Source organism: Sorangiineae bacterium MSr11954, from assembly GCA_037157815.1.
Classification (GTDB): Bacteria; Myxococcota_A; Polyangia; order Polyangiales; family Polyangiaceae; genus Pendulispora; species Pendulispora albinea.
This window is the reverse complement of sequence record CP089984.1, coordinates 672167-698073: the sequence shown is the minus strand read 5'-3', so window position 1 is coordinate 698073 and position 25907 is coordinate 672167. Positions and strand designations below refer to the sequence as shown.

At 67.4% G+C, this 25907-nt stretch carries 22 protein-coding genes and 1 tRNA gene; 9 read left to right on the top strand and 14 right to left on the bottom strand.

What is annotated here, in order from left to right; all coding sequences use genetic code 11:
- Nucleotides 1-722 precede the first annotated feature (722 nt).
- Nucleotides 723-3461 (top strand): hypothetical protein, encoded by a 2739-nt coding sequence (locus LZC94_02880; GenBank protein WXB16225.1) that lies wholly within the window; start codon nucleotides 723-725, stop codon nucleotides 3459-3461.
- 136 nt (nucleotides 3462-3597) lie between these two features.
- Here LZC94_02880 and LZC94_02875 read toward each other — a convergent pair whose 3' ends face one another.
- Complete coding sequence (locus tag LZC94_02875; GenBank protein ID WXB16224.1) at nucleotides 3598-4917, bottom strand: APC family permease; 1320 nt, start codon at nucleotides 4915-4917, stop codon at nucleotides 3598-3600.
- Nucleotides 4918-5096: 179 nt separating this feature from the next.
- Here LZC94_02875 and LZC94_02870 point away from each other — a divergent pair, with 179 nt between their 5' ends.
- Both LZC94_02870 and LZC94_02865 read left to right on the top strand, forming a co-directional pair.
- The gene (locus LZC94_02870; GenBank protein WXB16223.1) at nucleotides 5097-5636 is read left to right on the top strand and encodes a peroxiredoxin; all 540 of its coding nucleotides are present in this window, start codon (nucleotides 5097-5099) and stop codon (nucleotides 5634-5636) included.
- Nucleotides 5633-6193, top strand: coding sequence for a carboxymuconolactone decarboxylase family protein (locus tag LZC94_02865; protein WXB16222.1), 561 nt, complete (start codon nucleotides 5633-5635; stop codon nucleotides 6191-6193). The genes LZC94_02870 and LZC94_02865 overlap by 4 nt, the downstream gene beginning before the upstream one ends.
- A gap of 173 nt (nucleotides 6194-6366) precedes the next feature.
- Here LZC94_02865 and LZC94_02860 read toward each other — a convergent pair whose 3' ends face one another.
- On the bottom strand, nucleotides 6367-7731 hold the full coding sequence (locus LZC94_02860; protein WXB16221.1) for a HAMP domain-containing histidine kinase: 1365 nt from the start codon (nucleotides 7729-7731) through the stop codon (nucleotides 6367-6369).
- Nucleotides 7728-8405, bottom strand: a complete 678-nt coding sequence (locus tag LZC94_02855) for a response regulator transcription factor (GenBank protein WXB16220.1) — start codon at nucleotides 8403-8405, stop codon at nucleotides 7728-7730. The genes LZC94_02860 and LZC94_02855 overlap by 4 nt, the downstream gene beginning before the upstream one ends.
- 216 nt (nucleotides 8406-8621) lie before the next feature.
- Here LZC94_02855 and LZC94_02850 point away from each other — a divergent pair, with 216 nt between their 5' ends.
- Complete coding sequence (locus tag LZC94_02850; protein WXB16219.1) at nucleotides 8622-9956, top strand: TolC family protein; 1335 nt, start codon at nucleotides 8622-8624, stop codon at nucleotides 9954-9956.
- A gap of 48 nt (nucleotides 9957-10004) precedes the next feature.
- On the opposite strand, the gene LZC94_02845 is transcribed toward LZC94_02850, so the two are convergent.
- Complete coding sequence (locus tag LZC94_02845) at nucleotides 10005-10862, bottom strand: cation diffusion facilitator family transporter (protein ID WXB16218.1); 858 nt, start codon at nucleotides 10860-10862, stop codon at nucleotides 10005-10007.
- 327 nt (nucleotides 10863-11189) lie between these two features.
- Between LZC94_02845 and LZC94_02840 the strand changes: the two genes are divergently transcribed.
- Nucleotides 11190-12455: an NAD(P)-binding protein gene (locus LZC94_02840; GenBank protein ID WXB16217.1), complete on the top strand. Its 1266-nt coding sequence runs from the start codon at nucleotides 11190-11192 to the stop codon at nucleotides 12453-12455.
- Between the two features lie 95 nt (nucleotides 12456-12550).
- On the opposite strand, the gene LZC94_02835 is transcribed toward LZC94_02840, so the two are convergent.
- Both LZC94_02835 and LZC94_02830 read right to left on the bottom strand, forming a co-directional pair.
- Nucleotides 12551-13009 carry a GAF domain-containing protein gene (locus LZC94_02835; protein ID WXB20339.1) on the bottom strand — a complete coding sequence of 153 codons (459 nt, stop codon included), beginning with the start codon at nucleotides 13007-13009 and terminating at the stop codon, nucleotides 12551-12553.
- Nucleotides 13010-13071: 62 nt separating this feature from the next.
- A tRNA-Ser gene (locus tag LZC94_02830) sits at nucleotides 13072-13158 on the bottom strand.
- Nucleotides 13159-13431: 273 nt separating this feature from the next.
- On the opposite strand from LZC94_02830, the gene rpoZ reads away from it, so the two are divergent.
- Nucleotides 13432-13677 carry a DNA-directed RNA polymerase subunit omega gene (gene rpoZ / locus LZC94_02825; protein ID WXB16216.1) on the top strand — a complete coding sequence of 82 codons (246 nt, stop codon included), beginning with the start codon at nucleotides 13432-13434 and terminating at the stop codon, nucleotides 13675-13677.
- 70 nt (nucleotides 13678-13747) lie between these two features.
- Nucleotides 13748-14431: a YggS family pyridoxal phosphate-dependent enzyme gene (locus tag LZC94_02820; protein WXB16215.1), complete on the top strand. Its 684-nt coding sequence runs from the start codon at nucleotides 13748-13750 to the stop codon at nucleotides 14429-14431.
- A 9-nt stretch (nucleotides 14432-14440) separates the two neighbouring features.
- Here the strand turns inward: LZC94_02820 and LZC94_02815 are convergent, their stop codons facing one another.
- Genes LZC94_02815 through LZC94_02795 form a run of 5 tightly spaced genes read right to left on the bottom strand, consistent with a single transcriptional unit; the run spans nucleotide 14441 to nucleotide 20311 of the window.
- Nucleotides 14441-14713: a type II toxin-antitoxin system RelE/ParE family toxin gene (locus tag LZC94_02815; GenBank protein ID WXB16214.1), complete on the bottom strand. Its 273-nt coding sequence runs from the start codon at nucleotides 14711-14713 to the stop codon at nucleotides 14441-14443.
- 5 nt (nucleotides 14714-14718) lie between these two features.
- Entirely contained in the window at nucleotides 14719-14937 is a 219-nt protein-coding gene (locus LZC94_02810; protein ID WXB16213.1) for a hypothetical protein, read from the bottom strand.
- Nucleotides 14938-14969: 32 nt separating this feature from the next.
- Nucleotides 14970-16037 (bottom strand): 3-deoxy-7-phosphoheptulonate synthase, encoded by a 1068-nt coding sequence (locus tag LZC94_02805; GenBank protein ID WXB16212.1) that lies wholly within the window; start codon nucleotides 16035-16037, stop codon nucleotides 14970-14972.
- Between the two features lie 16 nt (nucleotides 16038-16053).
- Nucleotides 16054-17529: a sulfatase gene (locus LZC94_02800; protein ID WXB16211.1), complete on the bottom strand. Its 1476-nt coding sequence runs from the start codon at nucleotides 17527-17529 to the stop codon at nucleotides 16054-16056.
- 52 nt (nucleotides 17530-17581) lie between these two features.
- Nucleotides 17582-20311, bottom strand: a complete 2730-nt coding sequence (locus LZC94_02795) for a tetratricopeptide repeat protein (protein WXB16210.1) — start codon at nucleotides 20309-20311, stop codon at nucleotides 17582-17584.
- A 119-nt stretch (nucleotides 20312-20430) separates the two neighbouring features.
- Here LZC94_02795 and LZC94_02790 point away from each other — a divergent pair, with 119 nt between their 5' ends.
- Nucleotides 20431-21849, top strand: coding sequence for a replication-associated recombination protein A (locus LZC94_02790; protein WXB16209.1), 1419 nt, complete (start codon nucleotides 20431-20433; stop codon nucleotides 21847-21849).
- A gap of 76 nt (nucleotides 21850-21925) precedes the next feature.
- On the opposite strand, the gene LZC94_02785 is transcribed toward LZC94_02790, so the two are convergent.
- The 3 genes from LZC94_02785 to LZC94_02775 are packed head-to-tail and all read right to left on the bottom strand — an operon-like array spanning nucleotide 21926 to nucleotide 25257.
- Nucleotides 21926-22273 carry a tetratricopeptide repeat protein gene (locus tag LZC94_02785; protein WXB16208.1) on the bottom strand — a complete coding sequence of 116 codons (348 nt, stop codon included), beginning with the start codon at nucleotides 22271-22273 and terminating at the stop codon, nucleotides 21926-21928.
- Nucleotides 22273-22797 carry a hypoxanthine phosphoribosyltransferase gene (hpt, locus tag LZC94_02780; GenBank protein ID WXB16207.1) on the bottom strand — a complete coding sequence of 175 codons (525 nt, stop codon included), beginning with the start codon at nucleotides 22795-22797 and terminating at the stop codon, nucleotides 22273-22275. The genes LZC94_02785 and hpt overlap by 1 nt, the downstream gene beginning before the upstream one ends.
- Nucleotides 22798-22806: 9 nt before the next feature.
- Complete coding sequence (locus LZC94_02775; protein ID WXB16206.1) at nucleotides 22807-25257, bottom strand: DNA internalization-related competence protein ComEC/Rec2; 2451 nt, start codon at nucleotides 25255-25257, stop codon at nucleotides 22807-22809.
- Nucleotides 25258-25448: 191 nt separating this feature from the next.
- On the opposite strand from LZC94_02775, the gene LZC94_02770 reads away from it, so the two are divergent.
- Nucleotides 25449-25781: a hypothetical protein gene (locus LZC94_02770; GenBank protein WXB16205.1), complete on the top strand. Its 333-nt coding sequence runs from the start codon at nucleotides 25449-25451 to the stop codon at nucleotides 25779-25781.
- Nucleotides 25782-25907 lie beyond the last annotated feature (126 nt).

Genomic DNA, 25907 nt, shown 5'->3' with positions numbered 1-25907 from the left:
ATGCATTCCCTTGTGGGGTCATTGCGCGTGCTGCGTCAGAGGTAAATTCCATGAAACGTCGCCCCCCATGCAACACCACGACGTCCGCAACACGCGCAAACTGCGGCGTATCCGTGGCGCGGCGCACGCAAAACATTCACACCTTACCGAACCCGGCCATATCTTCGCGGCGACTGCTTACAATTTTACATGGTGGGGTATCGCGTCCGCGGCGGCACGCCTTGTCCATGGCCGCCGGCAAAGCAAGTTGAAGCCGAGCCATGCGGGTAGCGAACTCGTCTCCGACCTCCGCCCTCCATGCGCGCGAAGCCGGCATGTTCGAATCGCACGGCGGCAAATCGAATCTCTCCGTCATCTGCAATCGAAACCCAATGGCACAAATGGCATTACGCTCTCATTCCCGTCGTCTCGCGTTTTCGGCGTGACGAAATCCTTCGACGCACGGCGTCCCCGTGGTTCGCGTCGATTCGCGGGGCGGGGCAAATGTTCCCGCACCACGCGACCAGAGGGCCCGTCGATTCCGGCAGGGACGAGCGAGCGGCGCAGACATGTAGGCTGGCACCTCACCTTCACCGAAGGCGCCGCATTGACACCGCTTTCCACCGAGAGATATACGGTTCGGTCAGGCAGGCGGGCGCAGGCTTGCATTTGTTAGGAAACTTTACTAACTATATGCGTCCTTCGAGTTTCGTTGCTCGCATGCCCGGGATGGAGGTCACGAAATGATCGGTTCGACGGTGTCGAAGAAAGCGACTGCGCGGCGTATTTTCAGTGCGCTGGCGCTCGGAATGCTGTTGCCCATGTGCACCGAAAATGCCGGGCAGGAAGAGAGTGGTACCGAGCCGGCCGACTTATTGGCCGGACCGGGGGAGCGGCAGACCTTGCGGGATGGGTGGGCCATCCGCTCGTCGAAGGAGGTCACGCAGGATGGCGCGGCCCTATCGACCGTGGGGTTCGACTCGTCGGCGTGGCTTCAGGCCACCTTGCCCAGCACCGTGGTGGCCGCGCGCATCGCCCGCGGGGACTTCCCCGATCCGAATTTCGGTATGAACATGCGGAACATCCCGGGCACGACGGATTATCCCATCGGGGAGAACTTCTCGCTGTTCGAGATGAAGGACACCAACCCGTACAAGGTGCCCTGGTGGTATCGCACGGAGTTCGAGGTCGCGTCCACCGGCGGGCGGACGTGGCTGCACTTCGATGGGATCAACTACCGCGCGAACATCTGGCTCAATGGCAAGAAGATCGCGAGCGAGACGGACATCGCGGGCTCGTACCGGCGCTACAACCTCGATGTGACGGGGATCGTGAAGCCCGGGCAGCGCAACGCGCTGGCGGTGCAGGTGTTCGCGCCGCGCAAGAACGATCTGGCGCCGAGCTTCATCGACTGGAATCCGCAGCCGGCCGACAAGAACCTGGGCATCTGGCACGACGTGTACCTGACCACCACGGGTTCGGTGAAGATCGAGCACCCGTTCGTGGTGTCGAAGGTGCCGAACACGCGCCAGGCCAGCTTGACGGTGAACGCCGAGCTGTCCAACGCGACCAACGCGGCCATCTCGGGCACGGTCAAGGTCACCATCGACGGCAACATCCAGTTCTCGGAGCCGGTGACCCTGGCCGCGAAAGAGTCCAAGGCGCTGAGCATCACGCCGGACAAGCACCGCGAGCTGGTCATCGATTCGCCCAAGCTCTGGTGGCCCTACCAGCTGGGCGAGCAGAACCTCCACGATCTGAAGTTGGAGTTCGTGGCCGAAGGCACCGTATCCGACGTCTCCACGAGCCGGTTCGGCATTCGTGAAGTGAAGATGGATATGATCGACGGCGGCAAGTGGTCGCAATACAAAGTGAACGGCACGCCGCTGCTCATCCGCGGCGCCGGCTACACCTCGAACTTCATGTTCCGCTTCGACGACAAGCGCGACGAGCAGGAGATGCAGCTCGTCAAGGACATGGGCCTCAACACGATCCGCATCGAGGGGAAGATGGCCAACGACCATCTCCTGGAGGTGACCGATCGCGAGGGCATCCTGGTGATGACCGGGTGGGAGTGTTGCAGCGTGTGGGAGTACTGGCAGGACGAGGGCCACGATCTGAGCTGGACCCCCGAGAGCCACGTGATCGCCCAAGAGTCGCTGCGCAGCCAGCTGCTTCGACTGCGCGGGCGCCCGAGCCTGCTCACCTTCCTCTACGGGAGCGACAGCCACCCGCCGGCCGACATCGAGAAGGAGTACCTCAGCGTGGTGGCGCAGGCGCGGTGGCCGCTGCCGGCGCAGAACCAAGCCTCCGAGCGCGATCCGAGCACGGTCACCGGGCACTCGGGCTTCAAAATGCCGGGACCGTACGATTACGTGCCGCCCGTTTATTGGTACGCCGACAAGAAGTACGGCGGGGCCTGGGGAGGATTCAACAGCGAGACGGGACCGGGACCGGCCGTGCCGAACGTGGACAGCTTGAAGAAGTTCCTGCCGGCCGACAAGCTCTGGCCCATCAACTCGGTGTGGGATTACCACATGGGCGGCGGGCGCTTTGCCAACCTCGATATCCACACGAAGGCGCTCGAGGCGCGCTACGGAAAAGCCAACAACGTCGAGAACTACGCGCTCAAGTCCCAAGCCATCGCCTATGACGGGGAGCGCGCGGAGTTCGAGTCCTACCGCCGGAACAAGGGGAAGGCCACCGGCATCGTCGCCTGGATGCTGAACAATGCGTGGCCGTCGATGCTCTGGCACCTCTATGATTATTATTTGGCGGCGGGCGGCGGTTATTATGGAACGAAGAAGGCCAATGAGCCGATTCACATTCAGTATTCGTACGACAATCGGACGGTGGTGGTGGCCAACGACTCGGCAGCGCCGGTCAGTGGATTGAAAGCGACCGCCGAGGTCTATGACCTCAAGCTCAAGAAGCTCTTCTCGGATCAGAAGACGGGACTCACGGTTTCCACCGATAAAAGCGTGGTTGCGCTCACGATCCCGGCGCTCTCCAACCTCACCTCCACGTATTTCGTGCGCTTGGTGCTGCGCGACGCGCAAGACAAAGTGGTGGGCCACAACTTCTACTGGCTCTCGACCAAAGCCGATAAATTCGATTGGGACAAGAGCGACTGGTGGGGAACCCCCGTCACCCAACACGCGGATCTGACGGGCGTAAACTCGCTCCCCAAGGCCGCGCCGGCCTTGACCGCCACCGCGGAGGGCACGGGGGCGCAGCGCAAGGTGCGGGTGACCGTGCAGAACGACAACAAGACCTTGGCGTTCCTCTTGCGTTTGAAGGTCACCAAGGGCAAAGGCGGCGACGAGGTTTTGCCGTCGACCTGGAGCGACAATTACATTTCGCTCTTGCCGGGTGAGAAGCGCGAGGTCGTGGCGGAGTTTGCCGCGAGCGACATCGGCAACGCCAAGCCCACCGTGGTGCTCACGGGCTGGAACGTGGCCGAGACGACGGCGCAGCCCTGATGCGCCATCCGCCCCAGGGGTGCGCCGCTCCAGGCGTACCCCCGGGCGCGGCCTTTGCTCCCCATGCGTGGCGCGCTACGTACGCTCCGCGCGTATGGCGCGCGACATACGCGCGCACGCGTGGCGCGACCTATGCTCAACGGGCGCGGCGCAGGACCGTGTGCCAGCGTGTGACTGTGTAGAGGAGGGGGCCGGCGACGACCACGGCCGCGCCGAAGGCGAGGGCGTTCATGGAGCCCACTTTTTCATGAGCGTTGTCGATGAGCGCAAAGCCGAGCAAGAGAATGGGCCCGACGCACAGCAAAAGCGCGCCCGGGAGGCCGCCGGGCACCTTGAAGGGCCGCGCCAGCGAAGGCTCGCGGACGCGGAGCGCCACGAAGGCGATGAACTCGAGCACGAGGCTCGTCCCGTAGAGGAGGATGTCGAGCGACGCGAGCCTGCGAAAGCTCAGGCCGAGCGACGCCGTCCAAAGGGCCGAGCAGAGGAGGATCGCCACCCACGGTGCGTCGTTCGAGCGAAACCGACGCGTGCAGACTGCAGGTAAATAGCCATCCTCCGCCAGGACGACCGGGAGGCGCGAGTAGGAGAGGCAGAGCGCGTTGAACATGCCGAGGGCGCTGAGCATGCCGCCCACGACCACCGCGATCGCGAGGGCCGCGCCGCCGAATTCGCGCGCCACGTCCACCCACGATCCGGTCTCCCACGACGAGGGATCGATGCCCGCGTACCACATGGCGGAGACCGGGATCATATAGGCGGTCGCGATGAGCGCGGTGGCCAAGAGCACGGCCAGCGGGTAGGTGCGCTGAGGTCGCGCGACCTCTCCGGCGACGGTGGAGACGTTGTCCCAGCCCATGTAGTTCCACATGGCCACGAGCACGCCGGACGAAGCGTCGGTCAGCGAGAGATGGGGCGCGGTGGCCGGAGCCCGCGGGGCGAGGCCTGGACGGAGCACGCCCAAGAGCGCGAGCAGGACGAAGGGCGCCGTGAGCAGCACGGTCATGAGGGCCGAGCCATCGCCCACGGCGCGCGCGCCCGCCATGTTCCAGAGCGCGCACGCGCCGATGAAGGCGACCGAGATGGCGATGGGGTACGGGGGCGCGGCCATCGCGGGCCAGAGCCGCTGCAGGTAGAGGACGAACAGGGTCGGGTAGATGGCCATGTCGAAGACGCTGGCCGCGAGCGACAGCCATGCGCCTTGGTAGCCCCAGAAGGGCCCGAGGGCGCGGCGCACCCAAATGTAGTAGCCGCCGTCCTCGGGGAGGGCCGCGGAGAGCTCGCCCACCATCAGCGCCGTGGGCAGGCTCCAGAGGAGGGGCGTCACCAGCAAGAGGACGATCGAGAGGCCGAAGCCCGTCTTCTGCACCAGCTCTTCGAGGCCGTACGGCCCGCCCGAGACCATGAAGTAGAGCGCGCCCACGAGGGGGAAGAGCGTGATGCGGCGGCGGAGGGGCAATGCGGGGCCACTCTACCGCAGGCTCTCGCGTCGGGCGGGCTGAGCGGCCTCGACGCGGCCGCGCGGAAGGTTTTGGCGATGCGGCGCAAACGTCTTGACGTGTTGAAAACTATTATTAGACTATGTCTAAATCTCACACGACGTAAGAAAACAATAAGGGAATCAAGGAGATCACGATCATGCTGACCGTTGGAGACAAGCTTCCGGAGTTCAAGCTCACCGCCGTTGTTAGCCGCGAAAAGGGTAAGGAGTTCCAGGAGATCACCTCGGCGAGCTACCCCGGCAAGTGGAAGGTGCTCTTCTTCTGGCCGCTCGACTTCACCTTCGTGTGCCCGACCGAGATCGCCGAGTTCGGCAAGCGCGCGCAGGACTTCCGCGATCGCGACGCCGAGGTGCTCGGCGCGAGCATCGACAGCCAATACGTGCACCTGGCGTGGCGCAACGACCACGCCGATCTGAAGAACCTCTCGTTCCCGATGCTGGCGGATCTCAAGCGCGAGCTCTCGAGCGCGCTCGGCATCCTGCACAAGACGGACGGCGTCGCGCTCCGCGCCACCTTCATCGTGGACCCCGAGGGCATCATCCGTTTCGCGAGCGTCCACGATCTGTCGGTGGGCCGCAACGTGGAAGAGGTGCTCCGCACGCTCGACGCGCTGCAGACGGACGAGCTTTGCCCTTGCAACTGGAAGAAGGGTGATCCCACCCTGGAGGCGGCGTGACCACGGCGGAGACGCCGCCGACGGTAGAAGCACTGCGCGCGCTTCTTCCGGAAGCGGCCAAAGACATCAAGCTGAATCTGCAGTCGATTTTGAGCGGGCCAGGCTCGCTGACGAACGACCAGAAGTGGGGCGTCGCCATCGCATCGGCGATCGCCTCACGCAGCGAGCCGCTGCGCGCTGCGCTGGTGTCGGACTCCGCGGTCGCGGGGGTCGAGGCCAAGGTCGTCGAGGATGCAAAGGCCGCCGCGGCCATCACGTCGATGAACAACATCTACTACCGATTTCGTCACATGATCGGCAAGCAGACGTATTCCGACAAGCCCGCGCGACTCCGCATGAATCGTCTGTCGTCGCCCACGACCACCCGCGCCGATCTCGAGCTGTTCTCGCTCGCCGTCAGCGCCATCCACGGGTGTGAACGCTGCGTCCGTGCCCACGAAGAAGCGGTCCTCGAACGTGGCATCTCCGAGGACCAAGTCCACGATACGATCCGCCTCGCCGCCGTCATCCACGGCGCGGCGGTCGCCCTCGACGAGGTCGTGCGCGGACCTCGCTGACGTGTCGCGGGCGCTAACCTTGCGGGCCTTTCGCGGGCGCTGACGCCGCGGACCGCTCGCAAGGTCGGCGTAGTGCCGGACCACAAATCGTAGCGTCGAACGAACCGCCAGAACGCCGGCCCCAACCGGAGGTTCTGGCGGTCTTCGTTTTTGGGCGCCCGCACATACGGCCCTTACGCCACGGGCAACACCACCAAGAACCGCGCCCCCGGCGCCGCAGCTTGGTCATCGAGCCGGACATCCCCTCCATGTGCGCGCGCGATCTCGCGCGCAATCCCCAGCCCCAAGCCCGACCCCTCCCCGCTCTTGGTCGCGCTGGGCGCGCGAAAGAACGGCTCGAAAATGCGCTCGCGATGATCGGGCGCGATGCCGGGGCCCTCGTCGGCGATCCACGTGTGGATCGCGTCGCCGCGTTGGGCGGTTTCGATGCGGACGGTGCCGCCGGCGGGTGAGTGGAGGATGGCGTTCTCGAGGAGGTTGCGAAAGAGGCGGGTCAGATCGTGGTGCCGGTGCTGCACGGTCGCGCCGGTCGCGCCGGTCGCGAGCCGGAGCTCCAAGGAGACGGCGCGCTGGCGCGCCAGCTCGGACACCATGGCGCGCGCATCTTCCACCGTGCGCTCGAGCGCGATGGGCTCGGATTTGCCGCCCGCGTCGCGTTGGGTGCGGGCCAGCGAAAGAAGATCGTCGGCGAGCAGCTTGAGCCTTCGGGTCGCCTCCAGCGCGTGCTGGATCGCGTGCCGGTAGCCTGCGCTGTCGCGCTCTTTTCGGAGCGCCTGCTGCAACTCCCCATAGAGCGCGGTGAGCGGCGAGCGCAGCTCGTGGGCCGCGTGGGCGATGAACCGCTGCTGCGTGGCCACCAGCTCCCCCAGCCGCTGCACCATGTCGTCGACGTCGGAGCCGAGCTGCGCCACCTCCGGATCGCCCGATTGAACGTCGGTGCGCACGGTGAGATCGCCGTCGGCGACCGCCCGCGCCACCGCGGCGATGTTGCGGTGATCGCGCGTGAGTCGCCCGCTCATCCAGTAGCCGATCATGCTCGCCCAGGCGACGGCCACCACGAACGCCGTCAGCATGGCGCGCGAGAGGTAAGCGGTGTCGTTCTCGAAGTCCTCGCGCGAGGTGGCGAGGAAGAGCATATGGTCCGGCTGCTCGTGGATCGGCATGAACACGCCGCGCATGTGCTCGCGCTCGAAGATGAAGTCGAAGGCGTGCCCCGGCGGCTTCTGGATCTCCGTCAGCGGCGGCGGGCGCCGCTCGAAGGGGTACGTCGCCGCCAGCACCGCGCCGGAGGAGTCGTAGATGATGCCGAACTTCGTCAGCGGCCCGACGTCGGCCGCCGCGGGGCCCGGCCTGTCGGAGAAGCGCAGGCCGTGCTGGTGCGTCTCCACGGCCTCCGCGCGCGCGACCGCGAGGAGCGAGTCGTCGAGCTGCTTTCGCTGCAAGCCGTTGAAGGCGACCAGCACCGCCGAGAACGCGCTCCCCAACGTGAGCGCGGTGACCGCAGCGAGCCACAAGGTGGTCCGCGCGCGAAACGTCATGGATCGTCGCGCCGCTCGCGCAGCCGATAGCCGAGGCCGCGCACCGTCTCGATGCGCCAGGCTTCATCGCCGAGCTTGTCGCGCAGGCGGCTGATGTGCACGTCGAGGATCCCGGAGCCGGGGTCGAAGCCCAGGTTCCACACGTCGGCGAGCAAGGTCGAGCGCGACACCGGCTCGCTGCGGGCGATGGCCAGCCGCAGGAGCAGCTCGTACTCGCGCGAGCGCAGATCGAGCACGTTGCCCGTCAAGGTGCAGCGGCGGCGCAGGCGATCGATCGTAAGCTCCCCCACGCGCAGCTCCGCGAGCTGGGCGCTGCGGCGCACGAGCGCGTTGAGGCGCGCGAGCAGCTCTTCGACCTCGAAGGGCTTCACCAGGTAATCGTCGGCGCCCGCTTGAAGGCCGCTCACGCGATCGCTCAGCTCACCGCGCGCGGTGAGCATCAAGATGGGCGTCAGCACCCCCGCGCGCCGCAGCTGATCGCAGAAGGTGGGGCCGTCGCCGTCGGGGAGCATCCAGTCGAGGATGATGACGTCGAACGCCACGTCGCGATCGCGCGCACGCGCGAGGCCGCTGGACATGTCGACGGCGAGCTCCGGGGTATCGCCTTCTTCGGACATCACGCGAACGAGAAATTCGCCCAGCGTCGGATCGTCTTCGATGATCAGTACTTTCACGGTCTCTCGCTCCCAGCTCGGTCGGCTCCATGCAAACCGATGATGCGTCGCTCGATTCCAACTCGGGCCATCTTCTTACACGATTGTAAGCACCTCCCCCCACACGGAAAGCTACCTTTGACGCGTGGGATGCTCGACCGAGAGTAGCTCAATTCGCGCGCCCCGAAGGCGCGCATCCGCAGCACCGGCAGCACCAGGCGAGCACGGCACCGAACGATGAAGCGACTCGGGCGGAGGCTTCCTCTGGCGCTCTGCGGCGCGACCTTCGTTTTTTTCGGCGTGTCCAGCGAGAGCGCCGAGGCGCGCGGTCCGGTCGTGCAAGAGCCCGCGGCCTCGCCGCCCGGCGCCGGCAGCGCGGTGAGCGTGCCCGAGACGGACGCGCCGCACGGGTTCACCTTGGAGCAAGCGCTGGCGGCGCAAAAGCGAGGGCACCCGCTGCTCACCGCCGCCAAGGCCAACGTGCGCGCGGCGGAGTCGCAGGCGACGGCGGCGGGGCTCTGGAGCAACCCGCAATTGGATGCAAGCTACACGCGTAGCACGGGCACCACCAGCTACGACTCCTTCGGCTACGGGACGGCGGGCATCACGCAGTTCATCGAGCTCGCGGGCGCGCCCGCCGCACGAAAGCGCTCGGCCGAGGCCGAGACGCGCGCCACCATGGCCGACGGCGCGGGCCTCTCGCGGAGGCTCGCGTTCGACGCGGAGGAGGCGTACGTGAGCCTCGCCGCGCAGATCGCGCGCCGCGGGGTGTCGGAGGAGACGGTGAAGGATCTCGAGCGCGCCGATCGCATCGTGCGCGCCCGCGTCGGCGCAGGCATGGCGCCCCAGTACGATGCCTCGCGCATCGCCATCGCGCTGGCGGCCGCGCGCGCCGAGCTGGGGGACGCGGAGGCGAACGTCGCGCGCGCGCGCGGCGATCTGGCGACGGCCGTCGGCCCTTCGGTCGCGTCCCTTCGCGGCGATCCCATTTACGACTTCGACGCGACGCCGCCCCTGCCCGCGCTCGCCGAGCTGCAGCGCGATCTGCTCGCGCACCGCACCGACCTGCGGGCGGCGCAGTACCGGGCGGAGAGCGCGCGCCAAGCGATCGCCAGCGCCCAGCGCTCCGTCTTTCCGGGCATCGGAGTGCGCCTGGGGGCGGGCTATGGGCAGGCGCCGAACCAGACCGATCTCGGGGTGGGCATCGTGGTGCCGCTCCCCTTGGTCGATCGGGGCCAAGGCTTGGTGCCCGCCGCCCGCGCCCGCGCCGAGGCCAACGACGCGCTCGCCGACGCCATCGTGGTCGCCGCGCGCGAGCGCCTCAACGCCGCGCACGCAGAGCTCCTGCGAAGGCGCGAGACCTTGGAGAAGTACCGCGCCGAGATGCGCGTGATCAGCCTGGGGATGCGCTCGGAGGCGGAGGCCGGCTACCGCGAGGCCCGCCTCTCCGTGTTGGAGCTGGTCGACGCGTACCAGAGCTTCCACGATGCGCGGCTGAAGATGATCGAGCTGGCCGTGAACGCATCGCTCGCCGAGGTCGCCGTGCGCCGCGTGCTCGAGGGCGCGCAGTAAGCGAGCGCGGTGCGCGCGGGCGCGGACGCGGGCGCACAAGGAGAAGAGCTACACCGCCTCGTCCGACGCCAGGCGACACGGCAGCGGGCACGGCGCGCCCGTTTCGTGCGGTTCGACTTGCAAGGTCGCGTGCTCGATGTGGAATCGCTGGTGGAGCTCGTGGCACACGTCGCGCAGAAAGCCCGGTGACGAGGGGCTGCCATCGGCGGTCACCAGGTGCGCGGTGAGCGCTGTCTCCGTGGAGCTCATCGCCCAGATGTGCAGATCGTGCACCTCGCGCACGCCTGGAAGGCCGCCGAGGTAGCCCCGCACCTGCCCGGGGTCGATCTGCTCGGGCACGGCGTCGAGCGCGAGATCGAGCGAGCGGCGGAGCAGCGACCACGTCGATGCCAGGATGATGAACGAGAGCACCAAGCTCACCACCGGATCGAGCAGGTTGTAGCCGGTAAGCGAAAGGAGAATACCCGTCACGACGACACCGGCGGACACCGCCGCATCCGCGGCCAGGTGAATGAACGCGGCGTGCACGTTCACGTCGTGCTTCTTTCCCTTCATCAAGAAGAGCGCCGAGGCGCCGTTCACGAGGACGCCGGCCGCGGCCACGATGGCCACCAGCCCGCCTTCCACCGGGCCGGGGTTTCGCAACCGTCCAATCGATTCCCACACGATGGCACCGGTCGCCACCACCAGGAGAAGACCGTTGGCCAGCGCGGCCAGGATCGTGGCCCGCCGAAAGCCATAGGTGCGTCGCTGAGATGGTTTGCGCCGCGCCAGAAGGCTGGCGCCCCCCGCAATCAGGAGACCGAGCACGTCACCGAGGTTGTGGCCGGCGTCGGCCAAGAGCGCCATGGAGTGGGCAAAGAGGCCGAAGGCCACCTCCACGACGACGAAACCAAGGTTGAGCACGATACCGATCAAATACGCACGCCGATCGTCGAAGCCTGCGGCATGCGAATGATGCAAATGGGCGCCATGCGAATGGCCGGCATGCGAGTGGTCGTGTCCCATGCGGGCTACAGGATGCGGCGGCCGCAGCATCGCGGCAAGGGAAAGTCGGCGTGGCCAAATCGCCCATTTCACCGGGTTGAACATCGTTGAACATGGGGCTCGGCCTCGGCGCGCATCACCCCGCGGAACGTCGCGCGGGGCCTCTCCGCGCAGCATCGGGTTGCACGTCGTTGAACGTCGCCGCCGCCCGCCTCGGCCAAATTCGTGGCAGCATGCCCCACGAGCATGGAAAACGTCCGTCATCTCATCATTGGCGCGGGCATCACGGGCCTCGCCACCGCTGCTTTTCTTCGCGATCCCGACTACCTCGTCCTCGAGGCCGACACCCAAATCGGGGGCTACTGCAAGACCATCACGAAGGATGGCTTCGTGTGGGATTACTCGGGCCACTTCTTCCACTTCAAGCACCCCGACATCGAAGCGTGGCTGCGCGCGCGAATGGCCGGGCAGAACATCCGTGTGGTCGAAAAGAAGACCTTCATCGCATACGGCGATCGAAAGATTGATTTTCCGTTTCAAAAGAACATCCATCAGCTTCCGCAGGACGAGTTCATCGAGTGTCTGCACGATGTCTATTTCGCCAAGGACGCGAGCCCGTCGGCGTCGGGTGGGCCGGCGAACTTCAAGGAGATGCTCTATGCGCGCTTCGGGCGCGGCATCGCGGAGAAGTTTCTCATCCCGTACAACGAGAAGCTCTACGCGTGCGATCTGGCGACCCTCGACAAGGACGCGATGGGTCGGTTTTTTCCCCACGCGAACCTCACCGAGATCGTGCGCAACATGCGCGCGCCCGACAACGCGAGCTACAACGCGACCTTCACCTACCCCGAGGGCGGCGCCATCGAGTACGTGAAGGCGATCGCGCGCGAGGTCCTACCGCACAACATCGCCTTGGAGGAGGCGCTCGTCGGCATCGATTTGCGCACCCGCGTGGCCAAAACGACCAAGCGCGAGGTTCATTACGAGCGGCTGGTCTCCTCGGCGCCGTTCCATCGGCTGGTGGAGCTCTGCGGCCTTCCGCACGACGCGAGCGCCTTCTCGTGGAACAAGGTCCTGGTGTTCAACTTGGGCTTCGACCGCAAGGGCGCGCGCGATGTGCACTGGGTTTACTACCCCAATCGCGCGCGCTCCTTTTACCGCATTGGTTACTACGACAACATCTTCGACACCGATCGCATGAGCCTCTATGTGGAGCTGGGGTACGCGCGCGATGCTCCGGTCGACATTCCTTCGGCGCTGGCGCGCGTGCTCGCCGATCTCGAGGCGGAGGGGGTCACCTCCGGGCATCGGCTGGTCGCGCACCACGCGGTGGTGATGGACCCGGCGTACGTGCATATTACACGCGAATCGATGGCCGAGCACCGGAGGCTCTCGCGCATTCTGCAGGCGCACGGGATCTATTCGGCGGGGCGCTACGGTGGATGGACGTATTGCTCGATCGAGGACAACATCGTCGAGGCCAAGGCGCTCGCCGCCGACTTCGAGCCGTAGGCGTCGCGCGCAGGGACGCGGGCGCGCGGCGTTCTCGGCGGGGCGCGCGGGCCCAGGGATGCAGGCGCGCGGCGTTCTCGGCGGAGCGCGCGAAGCTATTGCCAGAGCGAAAGGAGCACGGAGGCGCACTCTTCGAGCAGCTCGCGGTGCGCCTTGGAGAAGGCGTGGAGATGCTCGCTTTGAACGTCGATGGTGCCGACCACCGCGTTGCGTGCCTGGCTGTAGACCGGGACGATGATCTCGGATTGGGTCGCGGTGAGGGTGCTCACATAGCGCGGATCGCTCTTCACGTCGCCGGCGACCACGGTCTTGCGCAAGGCGACGGCTTCCGCGGTCAGGCCTCGGCCGCCGGCGAATCGAACGAAGGCCGGGGCCGCGGGGCCGCTCCAGGCGATGACGGCGTATTCGCTTTGGTTCACGTCATAGATGCCGACCCATTTGTGACCGAGGTTCGCGCGTATGGCTTTGCAGATCTGGCCGGCCTTGGTGGGGCGATCGTCGAGGGACGATAGGATGCCTTTGATTTGCGGAACGAGGCCTTGCTTCGGTTGCATCACGCGTAGGCTCCATCTTCGGTCGGTCGGCTGACTGCGGCAGCGCCGGCAGCGAAAAGCAGCGGAGGAGGAGGGATTCGAACCCACGGATGACTTACGCCATCGCCGGTTTTCAAAACCGGTGCCTTAAACCGCTCGGCCACTCCTCCAGGCAGGCAAAGCAAACAAAGCCAAGGACGTCGTCTTTTAGCAGCTCGAGCCTTCTGGGATCTAGGATCACGAAAAGACACCGTGTGCCTGAAAAGGGCGGCCGCGTTTGGCAAACGGTGGAGTTCGCTACTGCAGAGCCTAGCTCTTCGCGAGGTCCATGGGAAGGGCTGCGGGGTGGCACGAGGTGGAAAGATGTCCCCTTGCCCATCGGGCAGGGCCAGACTACCTTCCGGACCCCATTCCTCTTCGGAAGCCCAGGAGTAAAGACCCATATGGCCCGCGTCACCGTCGAAGATTGCCTCGAGCGTGAAGAGAACCGTTTTGCCCTCGTGGTGCTCGCCGCGCAACGAACCCGCCAGCTGATGAAGGGCGCCACGCCACTGGTCCACTCGAAGAACAAGCCGGCCGTCACCGCCCTGCGCGAAATTGCAGCGGGCCGCGTCCACTACGACCGTCTGAGCAACGACGTCGTCCAAGAGTGGATCGAGGCGCAGCGCCGCAGCGCCATTGGTTTTTAGTCCGCTTCTCCACCGCGTCCCGTCGCGCTCGCCCCTCGAAGGTCGAGCGCCCGAACCCTAAGATCGCACCATGAGCGCGCTGGCCGAGCGACTCGCCGGAATCCAAGAGCGTATCCACGCTGCCGCGCGCTCTGCAGGGCGCGATCCATCCTCGATCCGGCTGGTGGCCGTCTCGAAAAAGATGGACGCGGCGAAGGTTCGGGAGGCCTACGAAGCCGGCCAGCGTCTCTTCGGCGAAAACTACGCCCAAGAGCTGGCGGCCAAGGCCGACGCCCTCTCCGATTTGCCCGACATCGCGTGGCACTTCATCGGCCATCTCCAGTCGAACAAGGCCCGCCTCGTCGCACCGCGCGCCAAAGCGGTCCATACCATCGACGGCATCGGCCTCGGGCGTGAGCTCGCCCGCCGCGCCGAGGCCGCGGGCCGCGCCCCGCTCGACGTGCTCATCGAGGTCAATGTCGGCGGCGAGCCGCAAAAGCACGGCATCGTCGCCTCCGAACTGGCCGACCTCCTCGCCCAACTCCGCGAGCTCCCTTCCCTCTCGGTGCGCGGCCTGATGACCATGCCCCCCGAAGGCGATCCCGAAGCCGCCCGCACCGTGTTCGAGACCCTCGCCTCTCTCCGCAACCTGCACGGCGGCCCCGCGGTCCTTCCGGAGCTATCGATGGGCATGTCGGGCGACTTCGAGCTCGCCATCGCGGCAGGCGCCACCCTCGTCCGTGTGGGGAGCGCCATCTTCGGCCCGCGGAGCTGAAGGCCGTTTTCATTGGCGACGCCGAACGCGCGCCTCGTTTACCTTCAGTACGATAATGACGAGGCGTTGCTCGCGAATCTCGTAGCTGACACGGTACCGCTGGTCGCGAGCTTCCACGCGCACATAGAACGTCGACGGAGTGTTGCCCCTTCGTACCGAGCCTTTCCGTTTGGGATTGTCGACGAGCCGCTCGATGGCATCGAAGAGTACTTCCCCGGTCTCGCGCGGCAGGGCTTGTAGAAACTTCAGAGCGTGCGTCGTGTACTCAATGGAGTAGAGCACGACGCTCAGAAACCGAGGATCTTGCGTGCCTCGGCGGAGGAGATCGTCTTTTCACCCCGGGCCTCGCGCTCGCGCCAATCGCGCACGGCCTCCTCGTGATCGATCAAGTCGAGCATGTCGTCGACCATGTGTGCGACGCCGTCCGAAAGATCGTCTCCCGTCGCTTCGATCCAGTCGGCGATCTCCCGCAAGGCGGTAGCCTGTACTTTTCGAGCAGCGCCCATGGGATGAAGTCTAGCAGACACACACCAATCGGCTACGCCCCGTGGGTGCGGCGTTTGCGGACGTCGGCGGCGAGGGCGTGGAGGACGTCGACGGTGTGGTCCCAGCCGAGGCAGGCGTCGGTGATGCTCTGGCCATAGACCAAGCCGCCGCCGTTTTTGGGGACGTCTTGGCGGCCGGCGACCAGGTGGCTCTCGAGCATCACGCCCACGATGCTGCGGTTTCCGCGCGCGACTTGGGCGCCGATGTCGGCGGCGACGGCGGGTTGCTTGGCGGGGTCTTTGCCGCTGTTGCCGTGCGAGCAGTCGATCATCAGATAGGGCGCGAGCTTGGCGTTTTCGAGGCGGGAGGCCGCGCGGCGCACGGACTCCTCGTCGTAGTTGGGCTCTTTGCGGCCGCCGCGCAGGATGACGTGGCAGCTCTCGTTGCCGCGCGTGACCACGATGGCCGCCAAGCCCTGCTTGGTGACCGAGAGAAACTGGTGCGGGCTTCGCGCAGCGCCCACGGCGTCGATGGCGATTTGCACGTCGCCGTCGGTGCCGTTCTTGAAGCCCACGGGCATCGACAAACCGCTGGCGAGCTCGCGGTGAACTTGGCTCTCCGTGGTGCGCGCGCCAATCGCGCCCCAGCTCACCAGATCGGCGATGAACTGCGGCGTGATCGTATCGAGGAACTCGCACCCCGCGGGCACGCCAATCTCCGAGAGATCGCAGAGGAGCTTGCGCGCCAGGCGAAGGCCGACATTGATCGAGAAGCTGCCATCGAGCTTCGGATCGTTGATGAGCCCCTTCCAGCCGACCGTCGTGCGCGGCTTCTCGAAGTAGACGCGCATGACCAAGAGCAGATCGCTCGCCAACGTGGGCGCCAGCGCGCGCAGACGCTCGGCGTACTCGCGCGCGGCCTCGACGTCGTGGATCGAGCAGGGCCCCACCACCACGAGGAGGCGATCATCCTGCCCTCGAACGATGCGCGACACCGCCTCGCGGGCTTCGCTGACGCAGCGTACTCCGGCACTCGGGATGGGAAACTCCTCGAGGAGAATGGCGGGGGGAATGAGCGGACGAAGTCGATCGATGCGCAAATCGTCGGTAGTAGGAAACATCGCGTCATTTCCTATATCACCGTGTCGGGCGAATTTCCTGAAGGTGTGCCCGCGTCCGTTGCAGACTCGTCAGCGCAGCGCGAAAGCGCTCCTTGCTGGTGACGATGTCCTTCTTCTCCTCGGGATCCTCCGTTAAATCGTACATTTCATAGCGGTGGCCGGCGAAGTCGATCAACTTCAACCCGGGCGATGTGCCCGTGATAATGCCCCGCCGCATCTCATTGAACGGCCCCTCGGGCATGTCGAAATAGACATCCCGCTCCTCGAGCGCGTCCCCCTCGGGAGCGAGCACATCCGATAGCAAGCTGGTTCCACGCAGCGTTCCGGCCTCCACGGGCGGGGCGCCAATTAGATCGAGGATCGTTGGCGCGATGTCGATTTGAGAGCGCTTGATGGCGATGCGACGCGGTTTGGCGCCCGGGATGTAAACGACGAGCGGTACCCGCACAATCGACTCCCACAATTCGCGACCGTGTTTCCAGTGGCCGTGCTCTCCAAAGGCCTCGCCGTGATCGGCCGTCACCACGATGGCGGTATCGGCGGCCCACGGCTGGGCGGCGATGTGGTCGAGCACGCGCCCAATTTGCTGGTCGGTGAACCAAATTTCTTGGTCGTAGAGGGTGCGTTGGGTCGGGGGGCCCTTGCGGGTCGAGAAGCTCGGCGCGCCCTCGTGCGCCACGTATTGGGCGTGCGGGTCGAAGTAATGGAACCAGGCGAAGAAGCGCCGGTCGACATTGGCGGGATCGGAGAGCAGCGCGAGCGCGCGGGCCGTCAGACGATCGCCGGTGATGCTCGTGTCGTTGTCGGTCATGTTGCGCGGGGTGGCGGCCGTATCCCAAATGTCGAAGCCTTGGCTCAGGCCCGTGTCCCACTTGAAATAGTGCTGGCACATGGCCGCGAAGGTGCGCGCGCCCGCCGCCCGCACCCGCTCGGCGATGAAGACGTTCGCGGGATAAAAGGTGGTGTAGTGCTCGGGATCGCGAAAGGTCTCGCTGGCGTAGCGGCCGATGAGCATGGGGCCGAGGCTCTTCGGCGTGTACGAGGCGGTGGCGTAGGCGCGCTCGTACACGATGGCGCGCTCCGCGAGGGCGTCGATGTTCGGTGTGATGGGGCGGGCGTAGCCCGTGTAGCCAAGGTCGTAGCGCAAGGTGTCGACCGTGATGAGGACGACGTTGTAGGGGCGCCGCACCGTGCTCGCGGCGGGGGCTTGGTGGGCGGCGGCCGGCGCGCCGTCGGGGATCGCGGCGCTCTCGGTGCCGGCGGGATCCTTCGGCGAAGGTCTGCCATCGATGGCGCCGCCGCCGGCAGAGCCGCCGTCGGCGGGCGCGGAGATGAGGGCAGGCGGCGTGGCGCGGTGCAGCGCCAGGTGCTGCGTGTGCTGCGCAAAAGGGCGCCAGAGGTGCACGAGAAGAAAGAGGGCCCCGCCTCCGGATGCACCGCCGACCAAGATGGCCAAAGCGACGGAGAGGCTGCGCGGTACTCGTTCGGTCATTCGATCGTGAAGCGGGGCAAAATCGAGCGCGGGGCGAGGTGGGTGCGGTCCTTTACCGCAGCTTCTTGAGCAAGTTCTTCGGGAGCAAACGTTGCAGTGTCGCGAGGGGCGAAAACGACGAGCCCGACGCCGATGGAGCAGCCGATGCCGGAGCGGGCGCCGCCGTCTCGTTCATCGCGCGGATCTGAGCCTCGAGGCGCACGTTGGCCGCGTCCTGGCGATCGTGGATGAGCGCCCGGAGCACCCAGATCTCGGCGCTCGCATAGTTGGCGCGCGCATACTCGGCCTTGGCGAGCGCCCCCAAGGTGCGCGGACCGTCGCCGGCGATCGCGCGGGCCCGGTTGGCCTGGCGAAGCGCCTCGTCCCCTTCGCCCAGGGCGATGCATGCGTCGACCAGCTCGAGGCACAGGTCCGGCGAGTCGGGGGCGAGCGCGAGCGCCGCCTCGAAGGCGCGGCGCGCGAGATCCCAGGAACCCATCCGGCGCCGCGCGATCCCCACCGCGTAGTGCGCGATCCAGAGGGCGCGGGCATCGGCCAACCGCTGCGCGCGCGCCGCGATGGGCAGAAGATCCGCGGGCTCGGCGGTCATGGCGCCGTGCATCACGCTCTCGAGCTCGAGCGACGTCTCCGGATCCTCCAGCGGCAAGCGCTCCCGCACGGCCTCGGCCGCGATGTTGGTGCCCGGCGCGAGGCGCTCCGCGTTGCGAAACGCCACCAGCGCTTCGGTGGGATCGCCCATCTGCGCGAGCGCCCGCCCCAGCATCAAGTGGGCCCATGGATCGTTCGGTAGCTGATCGAGCAGCATCCGACCAAGTTTCAGGACGCGGCTCGCGCGGGCCACCCCCTCCGGCTCCGCGCCGAACGCGAGCTGGATCGCCTGGCGTAGGATGTCGGGGTGCGGAGAGGACCATCCGAGCGCGCGATCGACCAGCGACTCCGCCAGGAGCACGTCCCTGTGCTGCGCGGCGATGTTCGCCAGGTGCGCGAAGGCACCGGGAAACGGAGGGTTCGCGGCGAGCGCGCGCTCGAACGAAGCGCGCGCGGCCATGGCGTCGCGGCGGAGCTCGAAGACGATGCCCTGCTCGGTGAGCAGCACCGGATCGGCGCCGCCGCACACGTGCAGGCCGCGATCGACGGCCGCCATGGCCCCGTCGAGGTCGGACGAGCTGCGCCGCGCCTCCGAGAGAATGCCGTAGAGGCGCGCGCGATCGGGCGCGATGGCGATGGCCGCCAAGGCATCGCGCTCGGCGCCCGCCCGATCGCCGATGCGCACGCGAAGCGCGGCGGAGGCCTCCAGAAGGTCGATCTGACCGGGCGCGCCATCCATGGCGCGGCGCAAGGTGCGCAGGGCGGCGTCGGTGAGCCGATCGTCGCGCCCGTTGACCACCGCGTCGATGGCCGTCGCCGCCAGCCGGCCCGCGGGGAAGCGGGAGCTCGGCGCGTCCTCCACCGCGCGCTCGAGGTGCACCAGGGCGGCGCGTCGATCGTACGGCCCGCCGCGCTGCGCGTCGTGCACCAGGCACCGCTCACCGCGGAGCACGCTCTCGAGCGCCTCCCACTCCAGATCGCCGATATCGCGAAAGACACCGAGATCGCCGTCGAGCGGGCGGCACAAATCTTCGAAGGCCTCGAGCAAGATGCGGCCCGCGCCCCGATCGTCGAGGTGGGCCTCCACGCGCGCGTGCGTGGCGCCGTCGCGCGGATCGAAGGCGAGCAAGCGGATGGATCCGGGCAGACCGCCCTCGGGGGGCTCGAAGGTGCCGGTCATCACCATCTGCACGCCGGGCGGCGCTTCACCGCGCAGCGAGAGATCGCGCCACGCTTGCGGGTGGAGGAACGTCTCCACCGGCTTGGTGGCGGGGCGGTCGTCGTGGCCCTCCTTCGGCGGCCGGTCTTGGGTCACGAGCTGCGCCAGCGCCACGCTCTCTCCTCCGAGGAGCACGAAGCCGTGAACGAGCGCCGCGAGGCCGAGGCCGAGGCCCTCGCTGGCGGGAGGGACCCCGAATGGAATGACGACGACGCGCGGTTGCTGCACGCCCGCGACGTTAGCGCGTTCGCGGATTGAAGGCGATCCGCGCGAGGATGCGCGCGCCTCCCTCCGGCGGTCCGGCAAAGACGAGCTTCTCCACCACCCCGCGGGCGCACGTCCGGAGATCGTCCGGCCCACCCAAGGCTCCACCTTGGCGGAGAGCACGCGCCCCGAAGCGTCGAGGCGAAGGGCAAAAACCCCTTGTGCTTGCACGGCCGGCCGAAACCGCTGCTCGCACGCATGAAGAGCCGGGCGAGCCTCGTCCATCGTGACGTGCGCGGCCGCCGCATAGGTGTCGTGGGCGGTGGCGACCGCGCCCTCGTATCCATTGCGCGGGGCAAAAACCGCGGGAATGACCACGGTGCGTGTCCCGCTGGCGGGGGGCTCCACCTGGAGACGGGCCGTCTCCGCGACCATGCAGTCGACCACCTCGATGGGCAGGCCGCAGGTGGCGTAGTTTTCGATGACCGGCCTCTTTCCGTCCGCTCCGTCCGCTCGCACGCGCGCCACGATGGCCGCGCGCCCGTCGGCCGAGCGATGCAGCGCCCCTCGCGTGTAGCAGCTGCGAAACGGCTTCAGCGTTTGCTCGATGGCCCGCTCGGTGACCGCCGAGTCGTGCGGCGCGTCGGTGATGCGCGCGGGGATCCAGGCCTGACCGAGGTCCCCCGCCGGCGGGCAGCGGGCGAACCGGTCGATGCCGCTCGCGTAAATCTCCAGCTCCGAGAGCTCGAGGTCGACAGCGTGAGGCTCCACCGCGGGCTCCTTGGGGTTCGAGCTGGCGCACGCGGCGAGTTGGATACAGGCAAAGAAGGACGCGAAAACCAGCCTCGGGAGCATCACCGGCATGCGGTTGTGCACTATACATGGCCCTGATGGCATCGCGAGCACGCGGCTCAGGTTCCTCGATGGGAACGGGCGGAGAGACCCTGTTCGGCGCGGCCGCGCGCAAAGATCCGGCTACCTCGGGTTACGTCCCGCTGGCGGAGCGCATGCGCCCCCACACGCTCGAGGAGCTGGTGGGGCAGGCGCATTTGTTCGGGCCGAACAAGCTGCTCTCGCGGGCCATCGCGGGCGATCGCCTCCCGTCGATGATCCTCTGGGGCCCGCCCGGGGTGGGCAAGACCACGCTCGGTCGCATCGTGGCCGAGCGCACCAAGGCGGTGTTCGTGCTCTTCAGCGCGGTGCTGGGCAGCTTGCCGGAGCTCCGGCAGATCGTGGCCGAGGCCAAGGAGCGGCTCGACTACCACGGCAAGCGCACCATCGTGTTCGTCGACGAGATCCATCGCTTCAACAAGGCGCAGCAAGACGCGTTCTTGCCCCACGTGGAGGCCGGGACCATCACCATCATCGGGGCCACCACCGAGAACCCTTCGTTCGCCGTCAACGCGGCGCTCCTCTCGCGGTGCAAGGTCTTTCGGCTCGAGCCGCTGGGCGAGAACGAGCTCACGCTGCTGCTCCAGCGCGCCCTCTCCGACGAGACGCGCGGTCTGGGCAAGCTCCGGCTCCGCGCCACCGCCGATGCGCTCACGGCCATCGCGCGCCTGTCGCGCGGCGATGCGCGGAGGGCGCTCACGACGTTGGAGACCACGGCCGAGTACCTCACCACCACGGCGACGGGGGAGAGCGAAGACGGTCGCGAGCTCACGGCGGAGGCGGTGACCGCGGGCCAGAGCCACGATCCGCTGCTCTACGACAAGTCGGGCGAAGAGCACTACAACGTGGTGAGCGCCTTCATCAAATCGATGCGCGGCTCCGATCCCGACGCCGCCGTCTACTGGATGATGCGCATGCTCGAGGCGGGCGACGATCCGCTCTTCATCTTGCGCCGCATGATCATCTTCGCCAGCGAGGACGTCGGCAACGCCGATCCGCGGGCCATGCTCATCGTGCAAGCGGCCGACAGCGCGTTCCGTCGCATCGGGATGCCCGAGGGGCTCTACCCGCTCACGCACGCAGCCACGTACCTCGCGGCCACCGCCAAGTCGAACTCCATCGGCAAGGCCTGGCAGCGGGCGCGCGCCTTGATCGAGCAACACGGGGCGCTGCCGGTGCCGAAGAAGCTGCGCAACGCGGTCACGTCGTTGATGAAGAAAGAGGGCTACGGCGAGGGCTACAAATACGCGCACGACTTCGACGAAGGGGTCGTACCCGGCGAGACGTACCTGCCGGACCAGCTCGCGGGCGAGATCCTGTACGAGCCGAGCGCCCACGGCGAAGAGGCGCGCATCCGCACGCGGCTGGAGACGCTGCGTGCGGCGCGGGACAAACGGGACGACGAGGAGAAGGAGTGAACGGCCGGGGCGACGGCTCGCCCACCCAACCGTGGAACGTCACGAGGACGGGGCCTCGCCCGCGGGCGTCGATCGCCTATTCGTCGAGCTCCAGCAGAACGCCGTCGAGCGCCGAGCGCAGCTCGCCGAGGGCGTGTGCCTCGCCCTTTTTCGTGGCGACCGCGACGCCGGCCTCGAGCCAATCGCGGGCCTCCGACCACCGTTCGCACTTGGCGAGCATTTGGCCGCACATCAAGTACATGGGCACATAGTCGGGGTTGAACGTTCGGAGCGTGGTGTAGGTCTGGAGCGCTTCGTCGTAGCGCTCGCCCTTGCCGTATTCGAGGGCGAGGCCGTACCAAGCGAGGGGATCGGTCGAGCCTTCGGCCGTGACCTTTTCCAGGTAGGCGAGGCGCTTGGCCGCGCGTTCTTCCGGGGTGGCCATCAGGACCGCTCCACCACGCCGATGAAGGGGAGGTTCCGGTACTTCTCGGCGAAATCGAGCCCGTAGCCCACCACGAACCGATCCTCGATGGTGAAGCCCAGGTAGTCGATCTTCACCTGCACCTTGGCGCGCGCCGGCTTGGTCAACAAGGCGCAAACGCGCACGCTGCGCGGGCCGCGCGTGCGGAAAAGGTCCATCAGGTGCGCGATGGTCAAGCCCGTGTCGACGATGTCCTCCACGATGAGCACGTCTTCGCCCGCGATGGGGCGCGAGAGATCTTGCGTGATCTGCACCACGCCGCTCGAATCGGTGCCCTCGCCGTAGGAGCGCACGCCGAGAAAGTCGACCCGAAGGTTCGAGTCGATGGCGCGCGCCAGATCGGCGGCGAAGACGAAGCTCCCTTTGAGCACACAGACCAAGACGAGCGAACCGTCTTTGTAGTCGTTGGAGATCTGGGCGCCGAGCTCTTGCACTCGTTTCGCGATCTCCTCTTTTCCAATCATCGTGGCGATACGTTCCGACATGGCGCGATGCTACTTCGCCGGCGCCGCGGCTTCCACTGCGGCCTTCACGAGGAGAGAACGCCCATCCGTCTCGACCGCGATGGCACCATCCCGATCGGTGCGCCAAATGCGCGTTTTCGCTCGCTCCAGGGTGGCCAAAACCTTGGCGCTGGGGTGCCCGAAACGATTGCGCGCCCCCACCGACACGATGGCCTCCGCCGGCTTCACGGCCGAAACGAAGGCGGCGGAGCTCGAGGTGCGGCTTCCATGGTGGCCGATCTTGAGCACGTCCGCCGTGAGCGCCCGGCTCCCCGCGTGCAGGAGATCGCCCTCTTCCTCGGCCTCGGCGTCGCCGGTCAGCAGAATGTGGCGCGCGCCGTAGCCCAAACGAAGCACCAGTGAGTTGTCGTTTGGCCCGCGATCGGGGGTGGGCCCCGGGCATGGCGCCAGGACCTCCACCGTGGCGCCGCCCACCGTATGCGTTCCGCAGAGAGATTCCGGCCTTTGCACGGCGGCGCCTTTGTCGCGCGCGAGCCGGAGCAGCGCCGCGTAACCACCGCCGGTCCCTTCACGCTCCCCTTGCCCCGTGTCCCACAGAGCGCGGACCGCCACCGCGTCGAGCCCCGTGGCAAAGCCGCCGAAGTGGTCCGGATGCGGGTGCGACAAGACGACGAGCGCCAGCGCATCGCGGCGGCGGGCGCGCAAGGTCGGCGCGATGACCCGGGCGCCGACGTCGACCGAGCTGCCGACGATGCCGCCCGCGTCGACCATCATCGCCTCCCCGTTGGGCAGATCGATGAGCGCCGCGTCCCCCTGCCCCACGTCCAAGAACGTCACGCGCAAACGCCCCGTCGGCGCGCCCCGCGCGCGTGCCTCGAGCTCCAGGCCCACGACGAGCGCGGCCGATACCGCAAGGATCGCCGCGCATCGACGTGGTTTGGCGCGGGTGAGCACCCACGCCGCCAGTGCAAAGGCGAGCACCGCGAGCTGGGCGCGGGTGGGCGGCGGCACCGGGATCGCGAGCCACGTCGCCCGCTGCGAGGCGGTGCGCGCGATCCATCGCACCGCGGTCAGCGCCAAGGACGCCACCGTGGCGCACCCGCGCTCGACCGACGGAAGCGGCGAGAGCACCGCGTGAACGAGGCACAGTGGGAGCGAGAGCACCTCGCCGATGGGCACCGCCAGCAAATTGGCGACCACGCCACCCAAGGGCAAGGTCGGCGAGAACGCCAAGGTCGCGGGCGCGCATGCGAGGGTCGCGCCCAAGGTGGCCGCCAGCGGCTGCACCAGCTTCGACGGCAAATGCGTCACCCGCGACAGCGCCGCATCGATGGCCGGGCGAAGGACGAAGAGGCCCGCGGTCGCCAGCACGGAGAGGACGAACGAAGCATCGTACGCGACCAGCGGATCGTGCAGCGCCATTCCCGCAATCGATAGGCCGAGCGCGCGCGCCCCATCGCCGCGGCGCCCGAGCACACCCGCGAGGAGGATCGCCGTGGTCATCCATGCGGCGCGCAGCGCGGAGCCGCTGGCGCCCGCAAAATCGGCGTAGAGGAACGAAACCACGATGCCGATCGCGTTCGCCACCCGCGCCGCGTCGATGCGGGCGGCCACCGCTTCGATGCGGATCAAAAGGGCGTGGAGCGCCTTGGTGAGGCTGAGGACGACCAAGACGAGGTGCATCCCGGAGACGGCCAATAAATGCGAAAGGCCGCTCCCGCGAAATGCGTCGTCGTCGTCCGGCGTGAGATCGCTCTCGCCGAGGACCATGGCGCGCGCCATGGGCGCGGTATCGACTGGAAACGTGGCCTCGATGCGGGCGCGCACCTTGGCGCGGGCCCGGTCGATCCATGCGAGCGGGCCGCGTCCGCGCGCGAGCACGCGCACGTCGAGCAATCCGCCGGAGCGCACGGCGCCGCGGCGGACCTCGTTGGGGACGGGATCCGCCGTGTCGAAATTGGTGAGCCGCTCGGGCGGTCCGAGCTGCGCGATGAATTCGACGTCGTCGCCGCGCGCGAGCGCTGCGCCGGGCTCGGGGGCGCTATCGTAAAAGGTCGCGGCGAATCGGGTGCGGATCGTGCGATCGCCGCACGAAGCTTCCGTGACCTCGCCCACCCAGCGCAGGGTTTGCCGGGCGAACACCGGTGAGGTGATCACGCGCGCCTTGCCATCGCACCGTTGAACGCCGGGCGCCTCGTCGTCGATTTGGGCGAGCACCTGCTCGTGCGCGGCCACCACCGCGCCGGCGCGAGCCCACCCGAGCCCCAGTCCGAGCGCGGCCGCCACCATCACGACGATCCGAGCCGCGCGATCCCGCGGTTCGTGCCCGGCCGAGGCTACGAGCAACCACGCCGTGCCCAGCCCCGCCGCCACCACCTCGTATGGGTAACGGCGGAGAAGTGCGCCGCTGGCGATGGCGAGCCCCACTGTGAGGAGCGGGTCGATATATGCGCGGAGGTGCGATGAGGCGGGGGAGGGCACGACCGCGACCTTCAGCAGGCGCGATGCCACCCCGCTTGCCGCAGAAAAAAAGCCATTTCGTGGCTTGGCGCGGTGTCCCGGACTGTCCCAAACCTGTCCGAGTCTTGTCCCGGACAGGCTCCCGCATCGGTCGGCGGGGCGGGGCAAGGGTCCTTGCGCGAGGGACAACTCTAAATTAAGGTCCCCGCCCCATGTCCGACACGAAGTTTGCTCAGCTCCTGGCCTCGAACAAGATCGACCCGCGGCGCGTCCTGGTTGCCTCGCGCCAGATCGAACGCCTCACCCGCGAAGACCGCACGATTCGGCTGACCAAGCGCCAAGCCAAGATCGGCGACGGCGACAAGAAGGGTGAGAAGGAGACGCGCAAGCCGCACAGCGGACGCCCCGTGACGCAGCGCGCCCTCAATGCTGCCCTGACCGGCGGCACCGTGAGCGGGCCGACCAAGAACCGCATCCTGCGCGCGGTCAATCGGGTCCTCGAGCAGAAGAAGCAAGAGCAAGTGCAGCTCAAGGCACTTTTCTAAGGTCCCGTCGGGCCATCGGGCCCGCCCCAACGTACAAGAATCACACTGCGGCGCAGCAATCGAGAGAAAGTCGGCTCGATGGCTTGCGCCGCATTGCGTCGTGATGCCGAAAATTAGCCCTCTTTG

What these genes read in the sequence shown, in the direction of transcription:
- LZC94_02835 (WXB20339.1), bottom strand. Translation starts at nt 13,009, where the DNA reads ATGCAACCGAAGCAAGGCCTCGTTCCGCAAATCAAAGGCATCCTATCG.
- rpoZ (WXB16216.1), top strand. Translation starts at nt 13,432, where the DNA reads ATGGCCCGCGTCACCGTCGAAGATTGCCTCGAGCGTGAAGAGAACCGT.
- LZC94_02800 (WXB16211.1), bottom strand. Translation starts at nt 17,529, where the DNA reads ATGACCGAACGAGTACCGCGCAGCCTCTCCGTCGCTTTGGCCATCTTG.
- LZC94_02870 (WXB16223.1), top strand. Translation starts at nt 5,097, where the DNA reads ATGCTGACCGTTGGAGACAAGCTTCCGGAGTTCAAGCTCACCGCCGTT.
- LZC94_02820 (WXB16215.1), top strand. Translation starts at nt 13,748, where the DNA reads ATGAGCGCGCTGGCCGAGCGACTCGCCGGAATCCAAGAGCGTATCCAC.
- LZC94_02805 (WXB16212.1), bottom strand. Translation starts at nt 16,037, where the DNA reads ATGTTTCCTACTACCGACGATTTGCGCATCGATCGACTTCGTCCGCTC.
- LZC94_02850 (WXB16219.1), top strand. Translation starts at nt 8,622, where the DNA reads ATGAAGCGACTCGGGCGGAGGCTTCCTCTGGCGCTCTGCGGCGCGACC.
- LZC94_02860 (WXB16221.1), bottom strand. Translation starts at nt 7,731, where the DNA reads ATGACGTTTCGCGCGCGGACCACCTTGTGGCTCGCTGCGGTCACCGCG.
- LZC94_02840 (WXB16217.1), top strand. Translation starts at nt 11,190, where the DNA reads ATGGAAAACGTCCGTCATCTCATCATTGGCGCGGGCATCACGGGCCTC.
- LZC94_02785 (WXB16208.1), bottom strand. Translation starts at nt 22,273, where the DNA reads ATGGCCACCCCGGAAGAACGCGCGGCCAAGCGCCTCGCCTACCTGGAA.
- LZC94_02770 (WXB16205.1), top strand. Translation starts at nt 25,449, where the DNA reads ATGTCCGACACGAAGTTTGCTCAGCTCCTGGCCTCGAACAAGATCGAC.
- LZC94_02790 (WXB16209.1), top strand. Translation starts at nt 20,431, where the DNA reads ATGGCATCGCGAGCACGCGGCTCAGGTTCCTCGATGGGAACGGGCGGA.
- hpt (WXB16207.1), bottom strand. Translation starts at nt 22,797, where the DNA reads ATGTCGGAACGTATCGCCACGATGATTGGAAAAGAGGAGATCGCGAAA.
- LZC94_02880 (WXB16225.1), top strand. Translation starts at nt 723, where the DNA reads ATGATCGGTTCGACGGTGTCGAAGAAAGCGACTGCGCGGCGTATTTTC.
- LZC94_02810 (WXB16213.1), bottom strand. Translation starts at nt 14,937, where the DNA reads ATGGGCGCTGCTCGAAAAGTACAGGCTACCGCCTTGCGGGAGATCGCC.